Genomic DNA, 22828 nt, shown 5'->3' with positions numbered 1-22828 from the left:
TTTTATTGATCAAATATGAATATAGTAACAATTATAATGCTCCTTGTAGGATTTTTTCTTCTTGTGAAAGGTGCTGATCTTTTTGTTGAAGGAGCAAGTGATCTTGCAACAAAACTTAAAGTACCTGCAATGATTATAGGTCTTACAATTGTAGCATTTGGAACAAGTGCCCCTGAAACTGCAGTATCAATAACATCAGCACTTGAACATAGTAATGCAATAGCAATAAGTAATGTTGTAGGAAGTAACATATTTAACCTTCTTGCAGTTATTGGAGCTACATCTGTAATATGTAAAATAAAGCTTGATTATTCAATACTAAAACAAGATTATCTATTTTTAGTAATTGGAAGTGTACTATTTCTAATATTTATCCTATCTGGACGTGTTATAAGTTCACTTGAAGGATTTATATTTATATTAATAATCTGTGCTTATGTTGGAGCTATTATCTATAAAATAAAACATAAAAATAAAGATATGCCAGTAGGACATGTTCACTTATCTAATATGAGAATAATTCTTTATATTGTTCTTGGTCTTGTATTTATTCTTTATGGTAGTGATGTTGTTGTTGCATCAGCTAAGGAAATTGCACTAAGTCTTGGAATGTCTGAAACTCTTGTTGGTCTTACAATAGTATCAATTGGAACATCACTTCCAGAACTTATTACAAGTATAACTGCAGCATATCATAAAAATACAGATCTTGCACTTGGTAATGTCCTTGGAAGTTGTATATTTAACATATTTATGATTATTGGACTTACAACATTTATAACACCAATAGCTGTTACACCTGTTATGATTATAGATGTTATTATAATGCTTGTATGTGTAATTATAACATATGTTCTTGCATATGATAAAAGTGACTTTAACAAAAAAGATGGTATAATACTACTTATATTATTCATAATATACATGGCATATATTATCATACGAAACTAAGAAAAAAAAAATTATTCATCACCTTCCCTAATTTCATTTTTTTATACTTTTTTTTAAAATAAAAAATATTTTATTAATTTTCATAAATTTATTAATTTAATAATATTCAAGTTATATTTTTTAATAAAAAATAATTCATACTATATAAAACTATTTGGAAAAATATTAAATATTAAAATAAAGAAAAACTAGTAATTACGAAACGAAGAACAGAAATTTATATTTTTATTACAACTAGAGGTGATAATATTAATAAAAATAGAATTTTAAAAATATTTCCAATAATACTTGTTCTTCTAATACTTCTTACAATAAGCACAGCAGCAGCAACAAATGACACAACAACCAACACAGAAAATAACATTGTAAGTACACATGATGTATTAGATGAAAAGACAAGTGTTCAAAAAACCCAAACACAGACAAATAACATAGAAGATAATAATATTAATTCATATTCTCATAACAATGAAATACAATCATCTGATTATAAAAACACTAAAACAAATACAACAACAACTTCTTTAAATTCAACTACAACTTCTAAAAATATTAAAACAGAAACACAACCCCAAAAAGACATTTATGTAAGTACCAAAGGGAATGATAAAAATACAGGAAATAAAGATGCTCCAAAAGCAACAATAAAAAATGCACTTAGTACTGTAGCAAATGGTGGAACAATACATCTTACAGCAGGAGTCTATAAACAAAATGGAATATTCATAAATAAAAGTGTTACAATACTTGGTGATAGAACTCAAAATACTATAATAGATGCAAACCAGAAACATGCATTTACAATAAATGACAAGGTGAAAGTAACATTTCAAGCATTTACAATAATAAATGCAAAAGATACTAATGGAGCAGCAATATATAATAGAGGAACATTAAATCTTAAAGGTATGAAAATAGCAGAATCCACATCAACAAATGGAGCTATATATAATAAAGTATCACTTTATATAACAAAGACAAGCTTCTCATCAAACAAAGCAAAAAAAGGAGCTGCAATCTATAATTTAGGATATCTGAATTCACAATACTCAACATTTAATAAAAATCAAGTATCACACTTGGGATCTGCAATATACACAACAGAAACTGGAAAAATAGTGATATATGCAAATAACTTTACAGAAAACTATAACAGCAGTGTATATTTAGCATCCAGAAAAGATAATGAAATAAGAGCTACACAATTCATAAATAACACAGCAGTAAACGGTGCAGCAATCTATAATGATGGAATTCTAAGAGTAAATAAAACATACTTCTACAACAACAAAGCAACACAACATGGAGGAGCAATATACAACAAAAATCTAATGACAATACAAAACTCCACATTTACACAAAACTATGCAAAAATAAATGGAGGAGCAATAAACACACAATCATCAGCAAAGATAATATACTCCAAATTAAACGAAAACACAGCAAAATATGGTGGAGCTATATTTAACACACAAAATATTACAATACAAAATGATAAATTCAATACAAATCATGTATCAGATCATGGAGGAGCAATATTTAACAGTGTATCAAAAACTGGATATGTGAAAATAACAAATTCAGAATTTACAAAAAATACAGCATCACTTGGTGGAGGAGTATATGTACATGGAAAAGTAACAATAACCATAAACACATGTAGCTTTAATGAAAATAAAAACAATGCAATATACCTAAAAACAAGTGGAGATAAAAACACAATAACCAATACAAACTTCACAAAAAATAACTCCACAAAAAATGGAGGAGCAATATTTAATGAAGCAACAAAACTAACAATAACCAGATCAACATTTAAAGAAAATGGAAACACAGATGGAGGAGCAATATACAACTACAGAGGATATGTAACTGTAACAAACTCCATATTTAAAGCAAATAAACGCATAGATTTACATAATACTCAAGGAAAAATTATTGCAGATAAAAATTGGTGGGAAACAAACACAAAACCAGGATCAACACGTGCATTTAATGTAACAATAAACAACTAGATATATCTAAATTTAAACATGCCAACAAATACAAATACAACCAATATAACAACAATAATATCACTAAACAACTTATATGATGGAAAAACAATAACATCATACACACCAAATTTACAACCAATAACAGGTACATATTCAATATCAGGTTGTGGAGTAACAAAAACAAGTAGTATAACACTAAATAACAAGCCAATAACACTAAAGACAAGCTTTAAAAACAATGGAACAGCAACATTTAAAGTAAATCTTGACGCACAAACCACAACAAAAACAGTTAAAATACAAACATCAACACTAAATTCTAAAATAACATCACTCTTTGTACAAATAGATGCAAAAGTAACAGCATCAAATGTATCTGCTTGGAAAAAAGCAGGAGTTACAGATGTATATGTACAAGCACGAGCATCAACAAATAATGTAGCAAAACTAAAACAAGTAATAAGTCTATGTAAAGGTACAAATATCCGAGTACATGGATGGGTAATTTGTTTTTCAACAAGTAATGGATTTGACATAAGTACAAAACAACAAAATATGATACGAAACTTCATAACAAAAATAGTTAAATATGATGGAATATCAGGAATTTGTCTTGACTATGTACGATATAGTGGAACAAATCCAAGTATTGTAGATCCAACAAAAATTACAAACTTTGTAAAATCAGTAAATCAAATAGTTAAAAAACAAAGCCCATCATTACTACTATCAGCATGTATTTGCAGAAAAAGGTGGTACAAAAACCTATTATGGACAAGACTATGCAGCACTAAGTCCATATGTAGATGTACTACTACCAATGGCATATAAGTATGATTATAATGCAGGAAGAAACTGGCTTAAAGATGTAACAGAATATGTTGTAAAAAAAGCTAAATATTCTAAAGTTGTAACAGTACTTCAAACCTATAAAGGAAGTTCAACTACAAAACTTTCAAAATCAGAACTTGAAAGTGATGCTAAAGCAGTAATGAGTGTAGGATCATATGGATATTCACTCTTTAGATATGGACTTATAAGTTCATATCCAACATCAGCTGAAAAACTTACAAGCTAAAAAAAAATAAGAAGATAAAAAAATTATTAATATCTTCTTTTATTTCATTTTTTTTAATAAAACCTACTTTTTTTTTATTGAGTAATTTTTTTTCTAATTTTAACTTATTTTTTTAATAATCCTGCTTTCTAAAATATGAAAAATTATCTTTTTTTCTAATTTACTACTTTTAATGTTGTATACATGGTTACATGATGGTATATGTAAGTTTCTGATGATTGTATTAGTATTTCATAGATTCCTGGCTTAAAGTCTGAAGGTATCATGTATTTATAGTCTATTTTTCCTCGAGTTACATTCATTGTGCAGAGATTTTTTCGTGATAATTTTATGTTAACTTTGATTGTTTCATCTATATTTTTATTAGATAATTGAATATCAGCTTTTATGTGTATGGTGGTATTTGGTTTTACTGTTATGTTTTGTGATTTTATTTGTGGATATTGTTTGTTTATTATGAGTTTTACTGTTGTTTCTGATCGCTTATATTGTGTTGCTGATGCTACTATTGTTAGATTATGTGTTTTTGCTGAGTATTTACCTGTTAATTGGTATGTGTAGTTTATTATTCCATTTGATGTTTTTAGTGTGGTTATTGTTTTTCCATTAATTTTTATTGCTACATTTACTGCGGTGTTTATTTTATTATTTTTATCAAATAGTTGTGCGTTGATTGTTATTTTCTTTTTTACTAGTGTTTTTATGTTTTGTGATTGTATTTCTAGTTTTTTTATTGTGATGTTTATTGTTCCATTCCATGTTGATTTCATATACAATCCATTTTCTCCACTTATTATTGTTAGTGTGTAGATTTTTGGGTATGTGTTTGTGTATTTATATAGTATGTGTGCGTTTTGTGTTGTATTTTTTTTGTGTGTTACTTGGTTTATTTTTATTGCATATTGTACATTATGTGTTATTGGCTTGTTTGTCAGTTGGTCATATACTGTTGCATTTATTATTGCTGTATCTGTGCATGGTATTTGGATATTATTTGATCTTATGTAGGTTCGTCTTTTATTTAGTTTTAAAGTTATGTTTTTTTTCTGCTTGTTGATATTGGCTTGTTGGTTGTGTTTTTAGTGTTATCTGGTAGTTGTCATTGTAGAGTTCTTTTAGTGGAAGTGTTATTTGTAGTATTCCATCTGTGAAGTATGTTTGTTTTATTGTTTTTTGATTTATTTTGATTATTGTTAGTATTTTACCTTTTACTAGTTTTTGATTTGAATTTAGTGTTGCGTTGATTGTTATGTTTTCATCTTTTGTTGCATGGATATTTGTATTAGTATTTATGTATGTGGTGTTTCGTTGTGTTATTAGTGTTATGTTTCGATTTGTACTTTTGTAGTATGGCATTGGATTTATTATTATTGTTATTGTTGTATTTTCATCTTTGTTGTCTGTTTTGTATTGGTATGTTAGTATTCCATTTATGAATTGTGTTTGTATTTGTGTATTTTTTATTTGTATTGTTGCATTTAGTGTTTCATTTATAGGATTTGATTGATAGTCATTTAGTGTTGCATTGATTGTTATAATTTTATTTGGCTCACTTTGTATGGTGTTGTTTGTTTTTATGTAGATTGTTGTTTTATGTGGTGTGTAGTTAAATTGTGTTGTATTTGTTATTGGTTGATATTTGTTTGTTCCATTGTAGGTGGCTGTTATTGTATGATTGGTTATGGTTTCGTTTTTCATGTCATAAAATATGGAGTTTATGTTATTTTTTATTGATTGTATGTATATGATTTTATTATCTAATTTTATTTGTAGTGAACCTGAGGTTATATTTGAATAATCTTTTGCATATATTGTTGTTGTGATGTTTAGTATGTTTTTAGTCATTAGGTATTGTGATATTTTTAGGGTTGTGTTTATCTTTGATATATTGATTTGTTGATTTCGAGTTGTATCATTAAAACATGTTGAGTTATAATAAAATATCTTCATATTATAAGAATTTGGTGTTATGTTTTTATCAAATATGATACTTATAAGATTTGATGTAACATTAGCTGATGTAATATACTTATCATTAAGGTAAATATCTACTATACCATCTGTTATATTTTCTTTCATATAACTTGAAAGTTGAAGATTAACTTTGATATTTTCATTTTCATTAAATGTTGTATTTCTTATGTATATATTAAGAGGATATTTATGAATATTAAGATTTACTGTTAGATTTGATGAGTTATACCGATTTGTTCCATGATATAATATTAGAAGTTCATGTTTTCCATATTCCAGATTGTCAGATATTGGATAATTGAATGTTATTTTTGTATCATTTATCATCTGTGTTTTTATACTTTCATTTGCTAGTATAAATTCAACTATTCCATCTGCTTTATGATCAACATAGTTTGTAATTGATACTGTAAGATTTATTGTATTATTTTTATATGTTGTAATATTATTTGCATATAAACGTGTGTTTACTCGATTAACAGTTAATGTTGTATTATAGACTGAATCTGTGAAAATATTACTTCCTACATATTGTAGTTGAATATTATATCGTCCTTCAAGGTATTTTGTAAGATTAAAGTTTGCTGTTATTGTTTTTGATGTTACATTCATAGTTTGATATAATGTATCATCTATGTATATGTTTAAAAATCCATCATTCAAATTTCGTGTTGTATTAAATGTAATTGTTGAATTTATTATATCTTCATGATATCCACGTACACTTGGCATGAAAAGTGTTAGGTTATGTTTTTGAGCATAAATTAGTTGTGATATGTTAAGTGATTCTGAATATTTATCACCTGAGTATATGAGTGTTAAAACCTGGTAGTTATAACTTGCAGGTATTGTTATTTTGATATTATTCTCTGTTATATTATGAGTTATTACTTCTGTTGTATTATTATATAGTGTGATTGTTCCTGTATTTTTGTATTGATTATTTGATCTTAGATTAAATGTTATGTCAATGTTATTTTCATCATTAAGTATTATTTTCATATTTTCTGTCTGTATTGAATACTTATATACTCTAAGTGTTGTTGTTGTAAATGTTTTTATATACTTATCACTTGCTGTGTATTCAAGTTTTAAATCATAAGATCCTTCATCATAACCTGTAATATTATATGTAAAAAAGTCATGTTCATCTGATAAGTTCTGAATACCTATCATATTACGATTAATATAATATGTCATTATTCCATCATCTAATGGTTTTGTTGTTTCATATGGAATTTCAATTATATTATCAACATAAGCATCTACATCATGACATGTAAGTTCAACATTTTCACTTCCATCTTTTTTTATCATCTTAGTTTCTGTTGTATCTTCGATGATATGTTGTTTTTCTATGGGTGTTTCATAATTTATACTACTTGTAGGTGTTTCATGATGTGTTTGTAATTTTACATCATCTGTTATGTTATCTTCTGCATTTATTGTTGTAAGTGTTAAGATAACTACAAGAATTATGAGAAATTGAGTAATTATTAATTTCTTATTTGAAATTTCATTCTCCTCCATTAAAATTTTACTATTTGTAAAATAGAAAGATAAAAAAAAAGAATAAATTTTTTTTCTATCCTAAATAAATAATTTGATAGAAGTTTAAAAGTTTGTATAAAATTATGAAAATTTTTATTAATAATTAAATAATATTTATTAAAAAAGGATAAAAAAAGAGGAAAAAGGGTTATTTTCGTGAAAGATAAAAGTCATATATTGGTTTTCCAATATTTGATATAAACCATAGCATGTATTTAAATCCTGGAAATTCCATATCTTTTGATACTTCGCGTAGTGTTCTTGGTATTTGTATATGTTGTGGACATTTTGACAGACATATTCCACAGTTTCGACATTTACTTGCATATGATGATTTAGATCCTGTTATTCCAGATAATACCATCATATATTCATGACTATTTTTATTAAATATGTGCTTGTTGTTATATGTTTTAAAGCATGTTGGTATATCAACACCATATGGACATGGCATACAATATCCACAAGCTGTACATGGTATTTTAATAAGATCATCATATACCTTTTTAACCTTAGAATATACATCTAACATACTATCTGGTATTGAATTTATTGTTGTATTGTTTGTTGTATTAATATTTTCATCAACTTCACTTATCTTATTCATACCTGATAAAATACATGTGATTTCTTCATGATTAAGAAGCCACTTTAAAGCCCAGCTTGCAGGAGTATCAGTTATATTCTCCTGATTCATTATCTTTTGAACCTCACCGGGCACATTATTTGCAAGAAGACCTCCTTTAAGTGGTTCCATTATAAAAACACTTACATCATGATCATAAGCATAACGTATACCACGATATCCTGCCTGTGTATTTGTATCAATAAAATTATACTGAAGAAGACACATATCCCATGGATAACTATCTATAATAGTTTTAAATGGTTCATAATTATCATGATATGAAAATCCAACATGACGAATAAGACCCTCAGCTTTTATTTCATCAAGAAACTCAAAAATACCAAATTCTTTTAGTTGTTCAAATTTTTCAATATTTAAAGCATGTAAATAGTAAAAGTCAATATAATCAACTCCAAGTCTTTCAAGTTGTAAATTCAGATATTTTCTTAAATCTTCTTTTTTATTTACAAACATTACAGGAAGTTTTGTTGAAATAAGAATTTCATCACGTCTTTTTGATAAAATTTCTTTAAGAAATGTTTCACTCTCACCATTATGATAAAAATATGCTGTGTCAATATAATTAATACCATTATCAATTGCATGATTTATAAGTTTTAAAGCCTCATCATGATTAATATGACCACCTTTTGTTGGAAGACGCATAGCTCCAAATCCTAGTGCTGAAGTTTCTGTATTTGTTGATTTAATAATTCTTTTTTGCATAAGAAAAAAATACTCCTTGTTTTAGGGATAATGTAAAAAAAATTCCCTTTTTTTTAGTGTATATTTTTATATTTCATAATTAATAAAAATGCCAAAGAAAAGTTATCATTTTTTTTATAATATTTAATCATGTAAATTAATTTAAATGATAAAAAAAATAATACATAAATAAGAAACAAGATTAAAAAAAAACTTTTTGAAAATAATAATACTAATAATTGAAAAATATTTTTTTATAATAAATGGATGATGATTAAATATGGTAGAAATAGAAGTAAAAAAAATACCAGAACAAAAACTCGCATATGTACCCCACACAGATAGTTTCAGTAAACTTCCAGAATTCATAAAAGAAGTAGGAGAACTAATTGCTGAAAATAATCTTGAAGCTGTAGGACTTCCATATGGATCATATGAAAATGACATGGAAGAAAGAGCAGAAACAACACAAATGTTTGAAGTAGGAATGCCTGTAAAAAACTTTGATATTGATGGAAAACCAGCTGCAAGAATAGGAAAATTAGGACTTAAAGAACTTACAGAACATACAGTAATAGCAGCAAGACATAAAGGATCACATAAAAACTTCGATAAAACAATAAAAGCTATGGTAAATTATGCAATAGAAAATCATTATGATATCGTCGGACCAATAACAGAAATATACATACCAACACCAGAAGATGCACCAATTGAAGATGTAGAAACAGAAGTACATTTACCTGTAATATACATGGGTCCACGTGACTAAATTAATAACCACCCTTACATTTTTTTTAAACTCCTATTCTTTTTTTTTAAATAGATAATTAAAAATAAATTTAAGCAATTATTAAAAGTTTTTTAAGTGTAAAATAAATAAAAAATAAGGATAAAAAAAAGTTATGTAGTTTAATAGAATTTAAAGTATTCTATTTAATTTTAAATGTGTTATCATCAGCTATGAATATTACTTTTTTTTAGCTCAGGAGTTAATTTGAATTGTGTAGATTTATTTTCCCCTTTTGTAATATTTAAAGAAATGATTATAGGTTAGATATTTAAATATTAAAAATAAAAAAAATTATATTTGGTTATTCTCCAACTTTTTTCTTATCATAGTATTTTTTTTGTGTAAATTTTTTTTATAATAATAAAAATAGTTATAATAAAAAAAAATTTTGAAGAATTATACTATATATTAAATGTAACTTTGAATTTATTTCTTATTATTAATTTTAAATACTATATTCATTCCTAGTTATAGCTAATTAACTATTTAATATTTATATAATTCATCATATATATAACCATTATATTAGGTTTACCTAATATTCTGGAATTATTTTTGTTTAAAATTAGTTTTTTAGTTATTTGGTGTTTAAGAATTTTTATTTTTATTTAAAAAAAGATAAAAGGATGTGGAATTAGTTTCCACCTTTTGTTCTCATGATTTTCATGTTACCTAAAGCTTCGATGTATTCTACTTCTCTTCCTTCTGTAATTTCATCTTTAAGTTCTTCAGGTATTGGTAAATCAATTGTTTCGTATGTTTCTAAGTCCATTAGTTGAACTTCATTTCCCATAATAGCTAAAACTTGTCCTACTCTTTTATCAATGATAGGTATGTCTATTTTAGCGTTTACTGGTTTTACAAGGCTTCTTTTTTGGTTATCAAATATTCCTACAGCTTCAATACGTGCTTTTGCAGCTCCGTGTTTACCAGGTGATGATGTTGATATACTGGTAATTTTGGAAGCTTCACCATCTAATACTAAGTATTTTCCTTGTTTTAAAGTTTTAATTTCTGCTACTTTTGTTGCCATTATTTCCCTCGAATAAAAATTAATTAATGTTTTATTTTTTTTCATCTAGCATATTAAGTATGTAACAATTAATTATAAAAGGCTACATCTTCTTTTAAAATAAGAATAGAATATTTTTTCTATTTTTTTTACTAGATAATATTTATTTTGTGTTAAAAAAATTGTATAAAATTTTATACAAAATAGTATTATGATATAATTTATATTTTATCTAATTAATATAATTTATTATATAACAAGATAATAAAAACTATACCCCCTATGGTTTTCGATATTTTTAAATATGATGATTTAAAGAATATATATGGAATTATAAAATTCCTAAAATTAAACTAATATTTTAAAGATTTTAAAAAATAGTAATGGATATATTAAACATTGCTAAAAATTTAATGAAATTAATTTAAATTATAAAAAAAGATTATGTGAAAAAATACTATAGGATAATGAAAAAATATGTAATGATTATCTTAGGAGATCTTTTTTTTATGAACAAAGAAAGAATATTAAAAAATACAACACACTGGTATGAATGGAGACAAAAAGCTGATAAAAAAACCATGCTACTCTTATCACTATTATTTGCATGCTTAACTGGAATAATGGGACAAATAGTATTTACAATACCAGGAACAACAATTATTACCACACCACAAGTATTAGTAGTGCTAATGGCGGGAATTATACTTGGAGAGAAATATGGTGCAATAAGTATGGCACTATTTATGATAATAGGACTTCTTGGAGTTCCATGGTTTAGCTTTGGAAATGGAGGATTTAATGGAGCTGCGGAAAATATAGGATTTCTATCAGGATTTATATTTGCAGCAACATTCACAGGATATGTATTTGACAATTATCAAACATCACACAAACCACTCAAATGTTTCTTATTAATGCTATTTGCAGATATCATTCTTATTCATACATGTGGTTGTATAGGATTATTTATTGTTCTAATAACAAGAGGTGTGAAAATATCATTAATTAGCCTTCTTATAGTTAAATTTGTACCTAATATAGTACGAAATACTCTTGAAGCACTAATTACAACCCTAATAACATCATTAATAGCACCAAAAGATCCAACTAAACTAGATACTCAAAAAACAAAAATAATAAGAAGAAAAAAATAGTTAATTACAATCCTTTTTTTTAATTTAAAAACTGATCATTTAGGAGGATTAATATTTTGTTTATCAATATTAACAAAATCCATGAAATACAATCATCATGGTATAATTGGAGACAAAATGCAAGTACCATTACAATGACATTAATGGCACTTATATTTGCATGTTTCACAGGTTTAATGGCACAAGTATCAATAGCAGTACCATGGAGTCCAGTACTAATAACATTCCAAACATTTGCTGTACTTATGGCAGGAACATTACTAGGTGAAAAGTATGGTGGATTAAGTATGATTTTATATCTCATCATAGGAGTAGCAGGTGTTCCATGGTTTAGTGATGCAAATTCAGGAATATCAGCAGTACTATCAGCTAGTGGAGGTTACCTATTTGGATTTATAATAGCAGCAACATTCACAGGATATGTATTTGATCACTATGAAAATGCACGAAAACCTCTTCAATGTTTTGCACTAATGCTATTTGCAAACTGGGTACTAATATACATACCAGGACTAGTAGGTTTATACTTCTATATGACATCAACAGGAGCAACAGTAACATTAGCTAAACTTCTAATTGCAGGAGTAGTACCATTCATATTTGGAAATATATTTAAAATACTTCTTGCAACAGGAATATCAACATCAATACTACCAAAAGAAGACTAAATCTTCTTTTTTTTAACTTTTTTTAAAGTTAAATTTTTTTCTATTATCTAGATACTTTCTTTAATATTTTTTTTAATTTATATATTATAAACAACAAATAAAGTATTAGACTTTATAAACAAACAACAAAAAAAAGAATATAAATTTAATTTCTTTTTTTTAAATTAAATTAAATGGAGGATTAATATTTTGTTTATCAATATTAACAAAATCCATGAAATACAATCATCATGGTATAATTGGAGACAAAATGCAAATACCATTACAATGACATTAATGGCATTTATATTTGCATGTTTCACAGGTTTAATGGCACAAGTATCAATAGCAGTACCATGGAGTCCAGTACTAATAACATTCCAAACATTTGCAGCTCTTATGGCAGGAGCATTACTTGGTGAAAAGTATGGTGGACTAAGTATGATATTATACATGGTTATCGGAGTTCTTGGAGTTCCATGGTTTAGTCATGGTTTATCAGGAATTGCAACAATACTATCAGCTAGTGGAGGTTACCTTTTCGGATTTATAATAGCAGCAACATTCACAGGATATGTATTTGATAACTACAACAACGCACGTAAACCTCTTGCAACCATGGCTTTAATGCTATTTGCAAACTGGGTACTAATATACATACCAGGACTAGTAGGTTTATACTTCTATATGACATCAACAGGAGCAACAGTAACACTTTTAAGCCTTATTATGGCTGGTGTTGTACCATTCTTATTTGGAGATACATTAAAAGTATTACTTGCAACAGGAATATCAACATCAATATTACCAAAAGAAGACTAAATAAAGTCTTTTTTTATTTTAACTTTTTTTTTAAATTTAAATATAAATTTTCAAATTTCTACTAATTTTTTTTATAAAAAAAAGGATCTTATTTTTTTTAAAAGAGATGAAAAAAAAATGAATGATAAACAAGTACTTCTTAATAATATTCATAAATTACAATACAACAAAACTTGGAATTGATAGAATTAAAAAAAAATCTAGAATTAAATTCAGATAATATAGTGGATTATATAAAGAGTTTAATTTTAAATAAAAATTGTAATATTTATAAAAAGGGTAAGAATTTTTATTGTGAAGTTAATAATACTAAAATATGTATAAATTCATCAAGTTATACAATAATAACAGCACATAAAAATTAAAAGAAAAAAAAGAATTCATCACTCTTTTATAAGAAAAAAAGTTATTTAAAGAAATAAATTATTTTTAGTCTAAAATAATCATTTTTTTTAGAAGATTAAAATTTTACATCAGATTTAAAGTTTCTTCATTTTTTTTTATTCTGATGCTTGTTTTTTTAATTTATCATTTTTACGAATCCATGCATCATCATATGCATCTTTTAATGTTTTCATATCAACACTTGTATAAATTTGTGTTGTACTAAGACTATTATGTCCAAGAAGTTGTTGAATTGCACGAATATCAACACCATTTCGAAGTAAGTGAGTAGCGAAAGAATGACGTAAAATATGTGGTGTAACTTTTTTATTAATACCAGCTTTCTTAGCATACTTTTTAATCATAATTTGAATATTACGTGCTGAAATCATTTCATCATTCTGGTTAACAAATAATATGTCATTTATACTATTACGTTTATCTATGTATTCATCAATAAGTTTATGTGTTTCATCATCAAAGAGAACTATTCTATCCTTATTTCCTTTTCCACGTACACGAATAGTATGATTTTCAAAGTCTATATCATTAATATTAAGTTTTAATAGTTCTGATATCCTAAGTCCTGTTGAATATAATAATGTTAACATTAGCTTATTTCTAAGTTTTATTATATTACGATAATTTAAGTTATTTGGATCATATTCATTATCCATAACATGAAGTAAGTCATATACTTCTTGTTCATTTAATGATTTTGGAAGAGACTTTGTTCTTTTTGGAACTTTAATTTCCTCATATATAGATATATTTGATGTTTTAAGAAATATTCTGATAATAACAGTTACAAGACGCAGATAGTTTGCTGATACATTGTTATCTTTTTTTAAATGTTGTATGTATTTTTTAAATATGTGTAATATATCTTTTTCAGATTTAATTTTCTTTTTTTGTGTTTGAATAAATTTATTAAATCCATTTAATATTGCTTTGTATGTTTCTAGAGTATTTTCTGAATAGTTTTGAATATCAAGATCAAGTAGAAAGTCTTCTATTAAATCTTCAAAATCTAATGTTTCAATATCTATATTGTTCATATTAACAATCTCTTATTAATTAGTTTTGTATAACCTTTTTTTTAGAATTAGTTTTTTTATGTTTTATGGATTAGAAAAAAATATTATGAAAAAAAATGATTTTTTGTGAAAAAAGAGAATTGAGAAGTAAAAAAAAGATTTATTAATCTTCTATTTCCTCTTTTTTTTGTTTTTAAAATACTTATTAGTTTTTTTTCACATTACTTTTTGTGAATCATATTTCTTTTTTGATTTTATTGTTGTTGTCTTTTTGTTATAATTTTTATGGTTTCAGGTTTTTTTACAACTTCACTCATTTTTACTGCTGCTAGCTGTTCTATGTTTTTTTCTTTTGAAATATCAACTAGTCTTTGACTTATAATTCCATCAAATATTACTGTTTTTACATCATCAGTTATTTTGATTTCATCATATATTTGTTCTACTGGTACTTCTTTTAGTTCATTGAAGTTTTCATCATATAGTTTTCCCATATTTGTGTGTGCTAGTTGATTTAGTATTTTCTGATATTTATTAAGTTTCTTTGGCTTGTTTTTTGTATTTTCTTGTTTGTTTTCATGTTTTTTATGTTGTTTTTTGTTGTTTGTGTCTTTTTTGTTATCTTTTTGTTTTTCATGTATTTGTATTTCTGATGTGTTTTTATGATGATTAGTTGTTTGTTGTATATGATGATGTTCTGGTTCATTTTTGTATGTTTTTGGGCTTTTTTGTTTAAATGGATGTTCATCTGTTTTATATTCTGATACTGGTTGTTTCATATCATATACTTTAGTGTCTTTTTCATCATTATTGTAGGAATGTTTGTTGTTGTATCTGTAGTGATTGTGATTGTAGTTTACTTGATTTTTTAGTTTATCTACGCTTGTTTTATTTTTAAGTGCATATATTACCTGATCTTTATCTAGGTATTCTACTTCTTGACCTCTTGGTGCTCTGGTTACATAATCTATATTTCCAACTTGAAGTAGTTCTTTTAAGATCAGATCTCCTCCTCGATCTCCATCTAGAAATGCTGTTACTGTTTTATCCTTTGTTAAGTCGGCAACAGTTTTAGGTATGTTAACTCCTTCTACTGCTATTGTATTTTTGATTCCATATTTTAGGAGGTTTAATACATCTGATCTTCCCTCAACTATGAGTATTGCATCAGAGTCTGGGGTGTTTGGTCCTGCTGGAAGTTTATCTTCTCCAAATTCTATGATTTCAGGTATTCTTATTGATTCTTTTACCTCTTCAATCATACGTGAACTTTCTGGTGTGAAGTCTTCCATCATATCTTGATATAGTTCTTTTGCACGTTCTACTATTGTTCTTCTTTTAACAGCACGTACATCTTCTATTTTTGTTATTCGTAAACTTGCTTCACATGGTCCTACACGATTGATAGTTTCAAGTGATGCAGCAAGTATTGTTGTTTCAACACGATCAAGGCTTGATGGTATTATTACCTCACCTTTTGTTCGACCTGCCTTGTTTGTCATGTCAACCTTGATTCTTCCTATTCTTCCTGTTTTTTGTAGTTCTCGAAGATCAAGGCTATCTGATAATAGTCCTTCGGTTTGCCCAAATATTGCTCCTACAACATCTGGTTTTTCTACAAATCCTTTTGCATTTATTTGTGAGTGAATTAAGTATTTTGTTGTTGTAATTTCATCTTTAACCATATAATAATAATCTTCATCACTGAAGTATTTGGCATTTTTATGTGTCATTTAATCGCCTTTTTTTATTTTTATATAGTTTTTTTGTGTATTTTAATAAAATTTTTGTCTTTAATATAAGTTAATTAAGTTCCCAAATTTTAGTAGATAAAAAGTATTATTATTTTTTTTTGTAATTTCATAAATTATTATTTTATTTTTGGATTGTATGTTATTGTTTTTTTTAAGATATCTATTATTTTTTGTAAATTTATATTCAATTTTTAATATTTTTTCATTTTTTTTTTAGAATTAATAATCTCTATATCTTAATAGTTTTTCATACAAATTAAAAAAAAAATCCAATGTATTTTAAGTTTAATGAATTTTTTCGATAATTATAATAAAACTTTTTTTTAGCTATTTTTTTTCTTTTTTTTAAATAGATTAAGAATATTACTATATTCGAAGAAAAAAAAATGGAACTTTTTTTTTATTATTCTTTTATTTAAATTATTTAAAATTTTTAATGAAATTATTATAAAGATCTAATAAAGTTTATTAAATATTTTTATCATCATTTTAGATGAGCATTTTAAATATACTTAGAACTTTTTTATGATTTAAAATATTTTATTAAAGTGTTATTTTTAAATTTTCTTTAATACATTTTTTAAGTATGTTTTATATATTATATTAAGTTTTATCAAATTTTCATATCAACATAATTATAAAAAAAAAATGAAAAGAATATATTTCCTATAAATATAAGTTATATAAATGATAAATTATTTTATACAAAAAATTATTACAAAAAAAATAAAAGATTTTTAATCGGAGGAATGATTATAAATGGAAAACTCATTAATAAGAGTTGTTCTAGACATACTTAAACCCCACACACCAGCACTTCCATCATTTGCAATGTATCTAAGTGATCTTGATGGCGTAGATGGAGTAAATATTACTCTAATGGAAATTGATAAAGATACAGAAAATGTAAAAGTAACAATGGAAGGAACAGATCTTAACTATGAAAAAATACGTGAAGCTGTAGAACAATATGGTGCATCAATTCATAGTGTAGATGAAGTTGTAGCAGGAAAAAGATTAGTTGAAGAAGTAGAAACACACCAAGACTAAGATGAAAAGAACATGAATTCCAATAATAAAGAAGTATGATATTTTATTCTAATTGGAATTCTTTTTTTTACTTATTTATTTTTTAAAAACTTTTTTAACTATCTTAATTTAATTATTTTTTTTACTCAAATAAGAATAAAAATATTAATAATTTTAAACAAAAAAAAATTATTCTTATTTAAATTATTTTTTTAAAATCTTCACCTCCTCGAAAAAAAAATAGGAATTTTATTATTTATTTTTTTAAAAGAATTTCCATAAAAAAAAAATAGGATTTAATCTCCCCAAAAAAAAGGTGATAAAACATGGCTAAAATAACACCAAAAAGTATCTTAAAACAAAATAGAAAAGAAAAGAAAATTACAGAAAAAAATCTTGAACAAAAAGCAAGTAGTGATAATGTATCAGATGCAATGAAAAATATATTTAATATAAGTGGAGTAATAGAAGGTATTAAGCCAATAGATAATTCATTTAAAGTAGTAGGTAGAATAAGAACAGCACAAACAGATTCAAATGATTGGGGAACATTAATAAAAGCAATCTATGAATGTAAAGAAGATGAAATACTATTTGTTAAATGTTCAGATGATAAAAAAGCTGTATGGGGTGAAATGGCATCAACAGCAGCACTTAAAAATAAACTTAAAGCAACAGTAATATTTGGTGCATCACGTGATACAAATGAGATAAAAGATCTAGGATATAAAGTATTTTCAAAAACAACAAGATCAAATGCTGGACTTCCATCATATGAAGGTACTATAGGTGAAGATATTATAATAGATGATAGAATAATAAAAACAGGAGATCTTCTAATTGGAGATAGTGATGGTGTTGTTATAGTATCACAAGATGATGTGGATACTATCTTAAAAGAAGTTAATAATATCAAGAAGTTTGAAGATAAATGTATTAAAAAATTAGTTGACGAAGATCTTAATTTAGATGATATTTTAGGAATTTAAATAATTATTCTACTTCTTTTTTCTTTTTTTTATTAATCTAATTGAAATACATCTATTTTACTCTTTTTTTAGATAAATTAAAATTATGTTATATATAAAGATACCTAAAACTTTAAATAATAAGAAAAATAAAATTATTATTAAGAATTATAGTTAAGTATAAATAAAACTTAGCTACCATCAATAAAATTAAAAAAAAAATAATATAGTAAAAAAAATAATAACAGAATTTTTGTTTTAATAAATAATAAGTTAAATAGCCACCATAAAAAACAACAAACAACTACAAAATAAGAGATAAAAAAAAATAATATTACCTCCAAAAAAACAATAAAGTACACGATATAAAATAATAAAACTACTCATTTTTTAATACATAGAAACTACAATTTTCATATTTAACAAATAATCTATTTACTTAAATCTTATTAAGATGTAATAAACTCTAGAAATTAACACAATTACTATAATAATAAAACCCCCTAAAAATAAGATATAAAATGTCAAAAAAGAAAAACAAACCAAAAGAACTTGGTATGATAAGCCACATAACAAACACAAACAAACTAATCATACCAACAAAAATAACTCCAAAACTTGGCAGCACAATTATAAATAAACAAAACAAGCCAATAGGAAAAGTCAACGACATTTTCGGATCAACCAAAAAACCATACATCTCAATAAAAACAAATAACAAATACTACACAAAAGCCAAACCTGGAGAAGTAGTTTACTTATCAACTCAAAGAAGAAGAAAAAATAAGAGGAGGATGAAACAACGTCAGGCATACTAAAACGGAAAAAACGATATGGAAGACCTCATAAAACACTAAAATCAGAAAAACAAGCAAAAGCAAAAGAAGAACCAGAAACACCAGAACCAACACCAAAAATACCAAAAAAACGAGGACCAGGAAGACCACGTAAAACCAAAAAAGCAGAAGAAGAAACACAAAAAAGAAAACCAGGAAGACCAAGAAAAACAAGAAAAGAAGATGAAATAGAACATCACCACACAACAATCATCGAAAAACAAGAACCACCTAAAAAACGAGGACCAGGAAGACCACCAAAATCTAAAAACAAAAAGAAAGAAGAGGAAGAAGAAAAACCAAAACGAAGACCAGGAAGACCAAGAAAAAACAAAACAACAGACAGTAAACCAAAACGAGGACCAGGAAGACCACCAAAATCTAAAAACAAAAAGAAAACAACAAAAAAAGACGAAGAAAAAACCACAAACAAAAAAGCAAAGAAAACCAGACCTAAAAAACCAAATCCTCTACTTGAAATCATGGATAACTTCAGAGATGACAATAGCACAACAGATGATATAACAACAGAAACTGATGATATGGATATGATCATTTCAGATCCAAAAAGTGAAGCTGATATAATAATACCAGAAGAATCAGACATTGAACTAATGTCAACATCAGACCTAGATGTTGAAGAAATCATCAAAATCGACACAGCAGACACAGATGAACTAGAAGTAGAACTAGAAAACAACAACAGACTTTCAGAAAAAGAACAAATGAAAGAAGACGTTGCTGAAATGGAGAAAAAAGAAACACAATGTCCAGAATGTGGTTCAACTAAACTCATCAACGACCATGAACGTGGAGAAGTTGTATGTGGAAACTGTGGTCTTGTAATAGATGATAACATAGTAGATATGGGACCTGAATGGAGAGCATTCGACCATGAACAAAGAGATAAAAGAACAAGAGTAGGGGCTCCAATTACATACACAATACACGATAAAGGTCTTTCCACAATGATAGACTGGAGAAACAAGGATATCTACGGACGTGATATTCCAGCAAGAAATCGTGCACAATGGTATCGTTTAAGAAAATGGCAACGTAAAATCAGAATTAGTGGTGCAACAGAACGTAACTTAGCATTTGCACTAAGTGAACTTGACCGTGATTCATCCAGACTAGGACTACCAAGATCAGTACGTGAATCAGCATCAGTAGTATACCGTAATGCTGTTGAAAACAAACTTATCAGAGGACGAAGTATTGAAGGAGTAGTAGCAGCATCCCTATATGCAGCATGCCGAAGATGTAAAGTTCCAAGAACACTTGATGAAATAGCAGATGTATCACGTGTAAGTAAAAAAGAAGTAGGAAGAACCTATCGTTTCCTAACACGTGAATTACATATACGCTTACCACCAACCTCACCAATAGACTACGTTCCAAGATTTGCAAGTGAACTAAACCTATCAGGAGTAGTACAATCAAAAGCTATAGAAATCATCAACCAAGCAATGGAAAATGGATTAACAAGTGGACGAGGACCTACAGGAGTAGCAGCAGCAGCACTCTACATTGCAAGTGTACTTCTAGGTGAACGTAAAACACAACGTGATGTAGCTGACATTGCTGGAGTAACAGAAGTTACAATCAGAAACAGATACAAAGAACTAACCGAACAATTAGATATGGGAGTAAATCTATAAACACTCTCACATCTAATTCTTTTTTTACTAAAAAATAGTTATAACTTATAAGTTAGAACTTATAATTATTTAAAATAAAAAAAATATTCAAGTTATACTTTAAAATAATTTTCTTTAAAAAAAATGTAAAAAAAAAAATAAAATGTGAAGGTGAAGGTTTTATTTTAAATCTATTTTACTTTGTATCTTAATATTCCTGCAATTCCACCAAATGCTTTATCTAGTTGTGTTCCTTCTTCTGTTTCTATTGATATTACTTCTACATCTGTATTTACTTCATCTGCTAATTCAATTAGTTCTTCTGCTGTTTCTTCATTTTTGACTACTTTCATGATTTCATTACAGTTTGGACATCTTTCTTCTGGTATATCCTGATGTTGGCGTATTGTTTGTTGTGTTATTGTTCCACATGCTGGACATTCAAATGTGAGTCTTCTGGATTTTAGGTTTTCTGATATTATAAGTGTTTCTACAGCTCCCATTTGTAGGTTGTTTCGTACTTCATCTTCTCCATATGTTGATAGTCCACTTTCTGATATTAGTCCTGTTAAGAATTTACGCATTAATTTTTTTTCTTTCATGATGTCTAGTTCTTCTAGTGCATCTGAAGATTCATCTATTACTTCACGTATTCCAAAATCTCCTGTATAGGATGTATCTACTATGTTTATGATTTTATCATTTATTTCATAGTTTATGTAGTCTCCTTCTACGAAGTCATTTTTGGTATGTCCTGGTCCTCCTACAAGAACTCCTTTTAGTTCATCTTTTAGTGGCATGAATGCTTCATCTGTGTAGCGTCCAATACGTTTTAAAAATTCGTGTGCTGCAAGTTCAATTACACGGTCAAAACGTCTTTGTGATTGTCCTCCTGCTTTGTGTTTTCCTGGTACTCCACTTGTTAAGTGTTTTACGATGTCTATTCTTTTTCCTCTGAGTACTGCGATTGTTGCTTCTTTACGATCTAATACTAATACTCCGTATACTTCTTTGTATTCTATTATGTCTCGTAGTGGTTCTATGAAGAATTGGCTATCGCAGTGGTATGTGTATGTTTGTACTGGTTCTGGTGGTTGGAATACGTATGTTTCCATTTTTTCAGTTCCAGGTCCGCCTTTTGGTATCATTCCAACGAACATGATTAGTCCTTTTTCTGGTGGTTTTGGGAATAGTTTGAGTCTTTGGATGATTACTTCTATTGCTGATTGTACGTTTTTTCGTGTTTGTTTACTTTTTATGTTTGCACTTTGTCCGAGTTCGTCTCTCATTTGTTTTGCTACATCACTTATTTGTTTTTCAGGTGGGATGTATACACTTACAAGTTCAGTTCCTCGTCCTTTTTTATTTTCTAGTTCTTTTAGTGTTTTTTTTACTTCATATAGTTCTTTTGATGATGCTTCAGACATTTTGTTTTTACCTCAAATGTTTTTTTTTATTTATTAGATTGATTTTATTATTCCACGTTCCGTTTTTTTATGCTTCCCTTTTTTTTTATTAATGTGGAATTTCTTTTTAGATTTAATTGTTACTACTTTTTTTCATGTTTTAGGTGTTTAGTTTTTTAATATTTTTATTTTTTTAAGTAAAAAAGTAGTTTTTTTTTAATAGTATTATTTTCCCCAGTTGATCATCTTTTTTTGTGTTTCTTTTTTATTTTTTAAAGAATTGTTTTGATAAAAAAAATTTCTCATATTTTTTTTGGGGTGGTGTTTAGATTTATATATTATCAAGTGGGTTTGATTTTTAATTTATTAATTTATACTATCTTTTATATTTGTATTTTAATATATTTATTTTTTAGTAAAAAATATATCTATAATGTTTTAGATATATATTATTAATAT

The 22828-nt window shown here is 26.5% G+C and carries 22 protein-coding genes; 13 read left to right on the top strand and 9 right to left on the bottom strand.

Features of this window, described 5'->3' with window-relative positions; genetic code table 11:
- The first annotated feature begins 15 nt into the window (after positions 1-15).
- The gene (locus MSCUN_RS07475) at positions 16-951 is read left to right on the top strand and encodes a calcium/sodium antiporter (protein WP_095608831.1); all 936 of its coding nucleotides are present in this window, start codon (positions 16-18) and stop codon (positions 949-951) included.
- Between the two features lie 217 nt (positions 952-1168).
- Here MSCUN_RS07475 and MSCUN_RS08355 read toward each other — a convergent pair whose 3' ends face one another.
- A complete protein-coding gene (locus MSCUN_RS08355) occupies positions 1169-1315 on the bottom strand; it encodes a hypothetical protein (protein ID WP_170104117.1) in 147 nt (48 codons plus the stop codon).
- A gap of 451 nt (positions 1316-1766) precedes the next feature.
- Between MSCUN_RS08355 and MSCUN_RS07470 the strand changes: the two genes are divergently transcribed.
- From MSCUN_RS07470 to MSCUN_RS07460, 3 genes are read left to right on the top strand one after another with little or no spacing between them, the layout of a single operon-like run.
- The gene (locus MSCUN_RS07470) at positions 1767-2966 is read left to right on the top strand and encodes a right-handed parallel beta-helix repeat-containing protein (protein WP_095608830.1); all 1200 of its coding nucleotides are present in this window, start codon (positions 1767-1769) and stop codon (positions 2964-2966) included.
- A gap of 18 nt (positions 2967-2984) precedes the next feature.
- Positions 2985-3779, top strand: a complete 795-nt coding sequence (locus MSCUN_RS07465; protein ID WP_095608829.1) for a hypothetical protein — start codon at positions 2985-2987, stop codon at positions 3777-3779.
- Complete coding sequence (locus MSCUN_RS07460; protein WP_095608828.1) at positions 3769-4026, top strand: hypothetical protein; 258 nt, start codon at positions 3769-3771, stop codon at positions 4024-4026. The genes MSCUN_RS07465 and MSCUN_RS07460 overlap by 11 nt, the downstream gene beginning before the upstream one ends.
- A 155-nt stretch (positions 4027-4181) precedes the next feature.
- Here MSCUN_RS07460 and MSCUN_RS07455 read toward each other — a convergent pair whose 3' ends face one another.
- From MSCUN_RS07455 to MSCUN_RS07445, 3 genes are all read right to left on the bottom strand, one after another.
- The gene (locus MSCUN_RS07455; protein ID WP_095608827.1) at positions 4182-4796 is read right to left on the bottom strand and encodes a hypothetical protein; all 615 of its coding nucleotides are present in this window, start codon (positions 4794-4796) and stop codon (positions 4182-4184) included.
- 247 nt (positions 4797-5043) lie between these two features.
- A complete protein-coding gene (locus tag MSCUN_RS07450; RefSeq protein WP_095608826.1) occupies positions 5044-7530 on the bottom strand; it encodes a hypothetical protein in 2487 nt (828 codons plus the stop codon).
- Between the two features lie 169 nt (positions 7531-7699).
- Positions 7700-8905, bottom strand: coding sequence for an aldo/keto reductase (locus MSCUN_RS07445; protein WP_095608825.1), 1206 nt, complete (start codon positions 8903-8905; stop codon positions 7700-7702).
- Between the two features lie 259 nt (positions 8906-9164).
- Between MSCUN_RS07445 and MSCUN_RS07440 the strand changes: the two genes are divergently transcribed.
- On the top strand, positions 9165-9656 hold the full coding sequence (locus MSCUN_RS07440; RefSeq protein ID WP_095608824.1) for a GyrI-like domain-containing protein: 492 nt from the start codon (positions 9165-9167) through the stop codon (positions 9654-9656).
- Positions 9657-10311: 655 nt separating this feature from the next.
- Here MSCUN_RS07440 and MSCUN_RS07435 read toward each other — a convergent pair.
- Positions 10312-10710 (bottom strand): translation initiation factor IF-5A, encoded by a 399-nt coding sequence (locus MSCUN_RS07435; protein ID WP_095608823.1) that lies wholly within the window; start codon positions 10708-10710, stop codon positions 10312-10314.
- Positions 10711-11198: 488 nt separating this feature from the next.
- Here MSCUN_RS07435 and MSCUN_RS07430 point away from each other — a divergent pair, with 488 nt between their 5' ends.
- The 4 genes from MSCUN_RS07430 (at position 11199) to MSCUN_RS07415 (ending at position 13680) form a co-directional block, all read left to right on the top strand.
- Entirely contained in the window at positions 11199-11846 is a 648-nt protein-coding gene (locus MSCUN_RS07430) for a biotin transporter BioY (protein ID WP_170104115.1), read from the top strand.
- A gap of 56 nt (positions 11847-11902) precedes the next feature.
- Positions 11903-12514, top strand: coding sequence for a biotin transporter BioY (locus MSCUN_RS07425; protein ID WP_095608821.1), 612 nt, complete (start codon positions 11903-11905; stop codon positions 12512-12514).
- 189 nt (positions 12515-12703) lie between these two features.
- Positions 12704-13315, top strand: coding sequence for a biotin transporter BioY (locus MSCUN_RS07420; RefSeq protein WP_095608820.1), 612 nt, complete (start codon positions 12704-12706; stop codon positions 13313-13315).
- A 224-nt stretch (positions 13316-13539) separates the two neighbouring features.
- The gene (locus tag MSCUN_RS07415) at positions 13540-13680 is read left to right on the top strand and encodes a DUF3781 domain-containing protein (protein WP_245837655.1); all 141 of its coding nucleotides are present in this window, start codon (positions 13540-13542) and stop codon (positions 13678-13680) included.
- A gap of 135 nt (positions 13681-13815) precedes the next feature.
- On the opposite strand, the gene xerA is transcribed toward MSCUN_RS07415, so the two are convergent.
- Positions 13816-14757, bottom strand: a complete 942-nt coding sequence (gene xerA / locus MSCUN_RS07410; protein ID WP_095608819.1) for a site-specific tyrosine recombinase/integron integrase — start codon at positions 14755-14757, stop codon at positions 13816-13818.
- 233 nt (positions 14758-14990) lie between these two features.
- On the bottom strand, positions 14991-16421 hold the full coding sequence (gene dnaG / locus MSCUN_RS07405; RefSeq protein ID WP_095608899.1) for a DNA primase DnaG: 1431 nt from the start codon (positions 16419-16421) through the stop codon (positions 14991-14993).
- Positions 16422-17249: 828 nt separating this feature from the next.
- On the opposite strand from dnaG, the gene MSCUN_RS07400 reads away from it, so the two are divergent.
- The 3 genes from MSCUN_RS07400 to MSCUN_RS07390 all read left to right on the top strand — a co-directional run bounded on the left by MSCUN_RS07400 (position 17250) and on the right by MSCUN_RS07390 (position 19305).
- Complete coding sequence (locus tag MSCUN_RS07400) at positions 17250-17540, top strand: DUF211 domain-containing protein (protein ID WP_095608818.1); 291 nt, start codon at positions 17250-17252, stop codon at positions 17538-17540.
- A 305-nt stretch (positions 17541-17845) separates the two neighbouring features.
- The gene (locus tag MSCUN_RS07395) at positions 17846-18508 is read left to right on the top strand and encodes an RraA family protein (protein WP_095608817.1); all 663 of its coding nucleotides are present in this window, start codon (positions 17846-17848) and stop codon (positions 18506-18508) included.
- Positions 18509-19008: 500 nt separating this feature from the next.
- Positions 19009-19305 (top strand): H/ACA ribonucleoprotein complex subunit GAR1, encoded by a 297-nt coding sequence (locus MSCUN_RS07390; RefSeq protein ID WP_095608816.1) that lies wholly within the window; start codon positions 19009-19011, stop codon positions 19303-19305.
- Between the two features lie 214 nt (positions 19306-19519).
- Here MSCUN_RS07390 and MSCUN_RS08225 read toward each other — a convergent pair whose 3' ends face one another.
- The gene (locus MSCUN_RS08225) at positions 19520-19807 is read right to left on the bottom strand and encodes a hypothetical protein (RefSeq protein ID WP_143744865.1); all 288 of its coding nucleotides are present in this window, start codon (positions 19805-19807) and stop codon (positions 19520-19522) included.
- Positions 19808-20048: 241 nt separating this feature from the next.
- Here MSCUN_RS08225 and MSCUN_RS07380 point away from each other — a divergent pair, with 241 nt between their 5' ends.
- Positions 20049-20984: a transcription initiation factor IIB gene (locus tag MSCUN_RS07380; protein WP_095608898.1), complete on the top strand. Its 936-nt coding sequence runs from the start codon at positions 20049-20051 to the stop codon at positions 20982-20984.
- Between the two features lie 170 nt (positions 20985-21154).
- Here MSCUN_RS07380 and prf1 read toward each other — a convergent pair whose 3' ends face one another.
- A complete protein-coding gene (prf1, locus tag MSCUN_RS07375; RefSeq protein WP_095608814.1) occupies positions 21155-22390 on the bottom strand; it encodes a peptide chain release factor aRF-1 in 1236 nt (411 codons plus the stop codon).
- Positions 22391-22828 lie beyond the last annotated feature (438 nt).

Origin of the sequence: Methanosphaera cuniculi, from assembly GCF_003149675.1 — an archaeon.
Lineage (GTDB): Archaea > Methanobacteriota > Methanobacteria > Methanobacteriales > Methanobacteriaceae > Methanosphaera > Methanosphaera cuniculi.
The sequence above is the reverse complement of the archived record's forward strand: the minus strand, read 5'-3'. Positions and strand labels throughout refer to the sequence as shown.

Bases quoted from the DNA above. Each gene is read 5' to 3' on its own strand.
- MSCUN_RS07390 (WP_095608816.1), top strand. From the start codon at position 19,009: ATGTCAAAAAAGAAAAACAAACCAAAAGAACTTGGTATGATAAGCCAC.
- MSCUN_RS07450 (WP_095608826.1), bottom strand. From the start codon at position 7,530: ATGGAGGAGAATGAAATTTCAAATAAGAAATTAATAATTACTCAATTT.
- MSCUN_RS08225 (WP_143744865.1), bottom strand. From the start codon at position 19,807: ATGATTTCAAGTAGAGGATTTGGTTTTTTAGGTCTGGTTTTCTTTGCT.
- MSCUN_RS07460 (WP_095608828.1), top strand. From the start codon at position 3,769: ATGGCATATAAGTATGATTATAATGCAGGAAGAAACTGGCTTAAAGAT.
- MSCUN_RS07395 (WP_095608817.1), top strand. From the start codon at position 17,846: ATGGCTAAAATAACACCAAAAAGTATCTTAAAACAAAATAGAAAAGAA.
- dnaG (WP_095608899.1), bottom strand. From the start codon at position 16,421: ATGGTTAAAGATGAAATTACAACAACAAAATACTTAATTCACTCACAA.
- MSCUN_RS07400 (WP_095608818.1), top strand. From the start codon at position 17,250: ATGGAAAACTCATTAATAAGAGTTGTTCTAGACATACTTAAACCCCAC.
- MSCUN_RS08355 (WP_170104117.1), bottom strand. From the start codon at position 1,315: ATGTTATTTTCTGTGTTGGTTGTTGTGTCATTTGTTGCTGCTGCTGTG.
- xerA (WP_095608819.1), bottom strand. From the start codon at position 14,757: ATGAACAATATAGATATTGAAACATTAGATTTTGAAGATTTAATAGAA.
- MSCUN_RS07475 (WP_095608831.1), top strand. From the start codon at position 16: ATGAATATAGTAACAATTATAATGCTCCTTGTAGGATTTTTTCTTCTT.
- MSCUN_RS07435 (WP_095608823.1), bottom strand. From the start codon at position 10,710: ATGGCAACAAAAGTAGCAGAAATTAAAACTTTAAAACAAGGAAAATAC.
- MSCUN_RS07455 (WP_095608827.1), bottom strand. From the start codon at position 4,796: ATGAAATCAACATGGAATGGAACAATAAACATCACAATAAAAAAACTA.
- MSCUN_RS07440 (WP_095608824.1), top strand. From the start codon at position 9,165: ATGGTAGAAATAGAAGTAAAAAAAATACCAGAACAAAAACTCGCATAT.
- prf1 (WP_095608814.1), bottom strand. From the start codon at position 22,390: ATGTCTGAAGCATCATCAAAAGAACTATATGAAGTAAAAAAAACACTA.
- MSCUN_RS07380 (WP_095608898.1), top strand. From the start codon at position 20,049: ATGAAAGAAGACGTTGCTGAAATGGAGAAAAAAGAAACACAATGTCCA.
- MSCUN_RS07465 (WP_095608829.1), top strand. From the start codon at position 2,985: ATGCCAACAAATACAAATACAACCAATATAACAACAATAATATCACTA.
- MSCUN_RS07430 (WP_170104115.1), top strand. From the start codon at position 11,199: ATGAACAAAGAAAGAATATTAAAAAATACAACACACTGGTATGAATGG.
- MSCUN_RS07445 (WP_095608825.1), bottom strand. From the start codon at position 8,905: ATGCAAAAAAGAATTATTAAATCAACAAATACAGAAACTTCAGCACTA.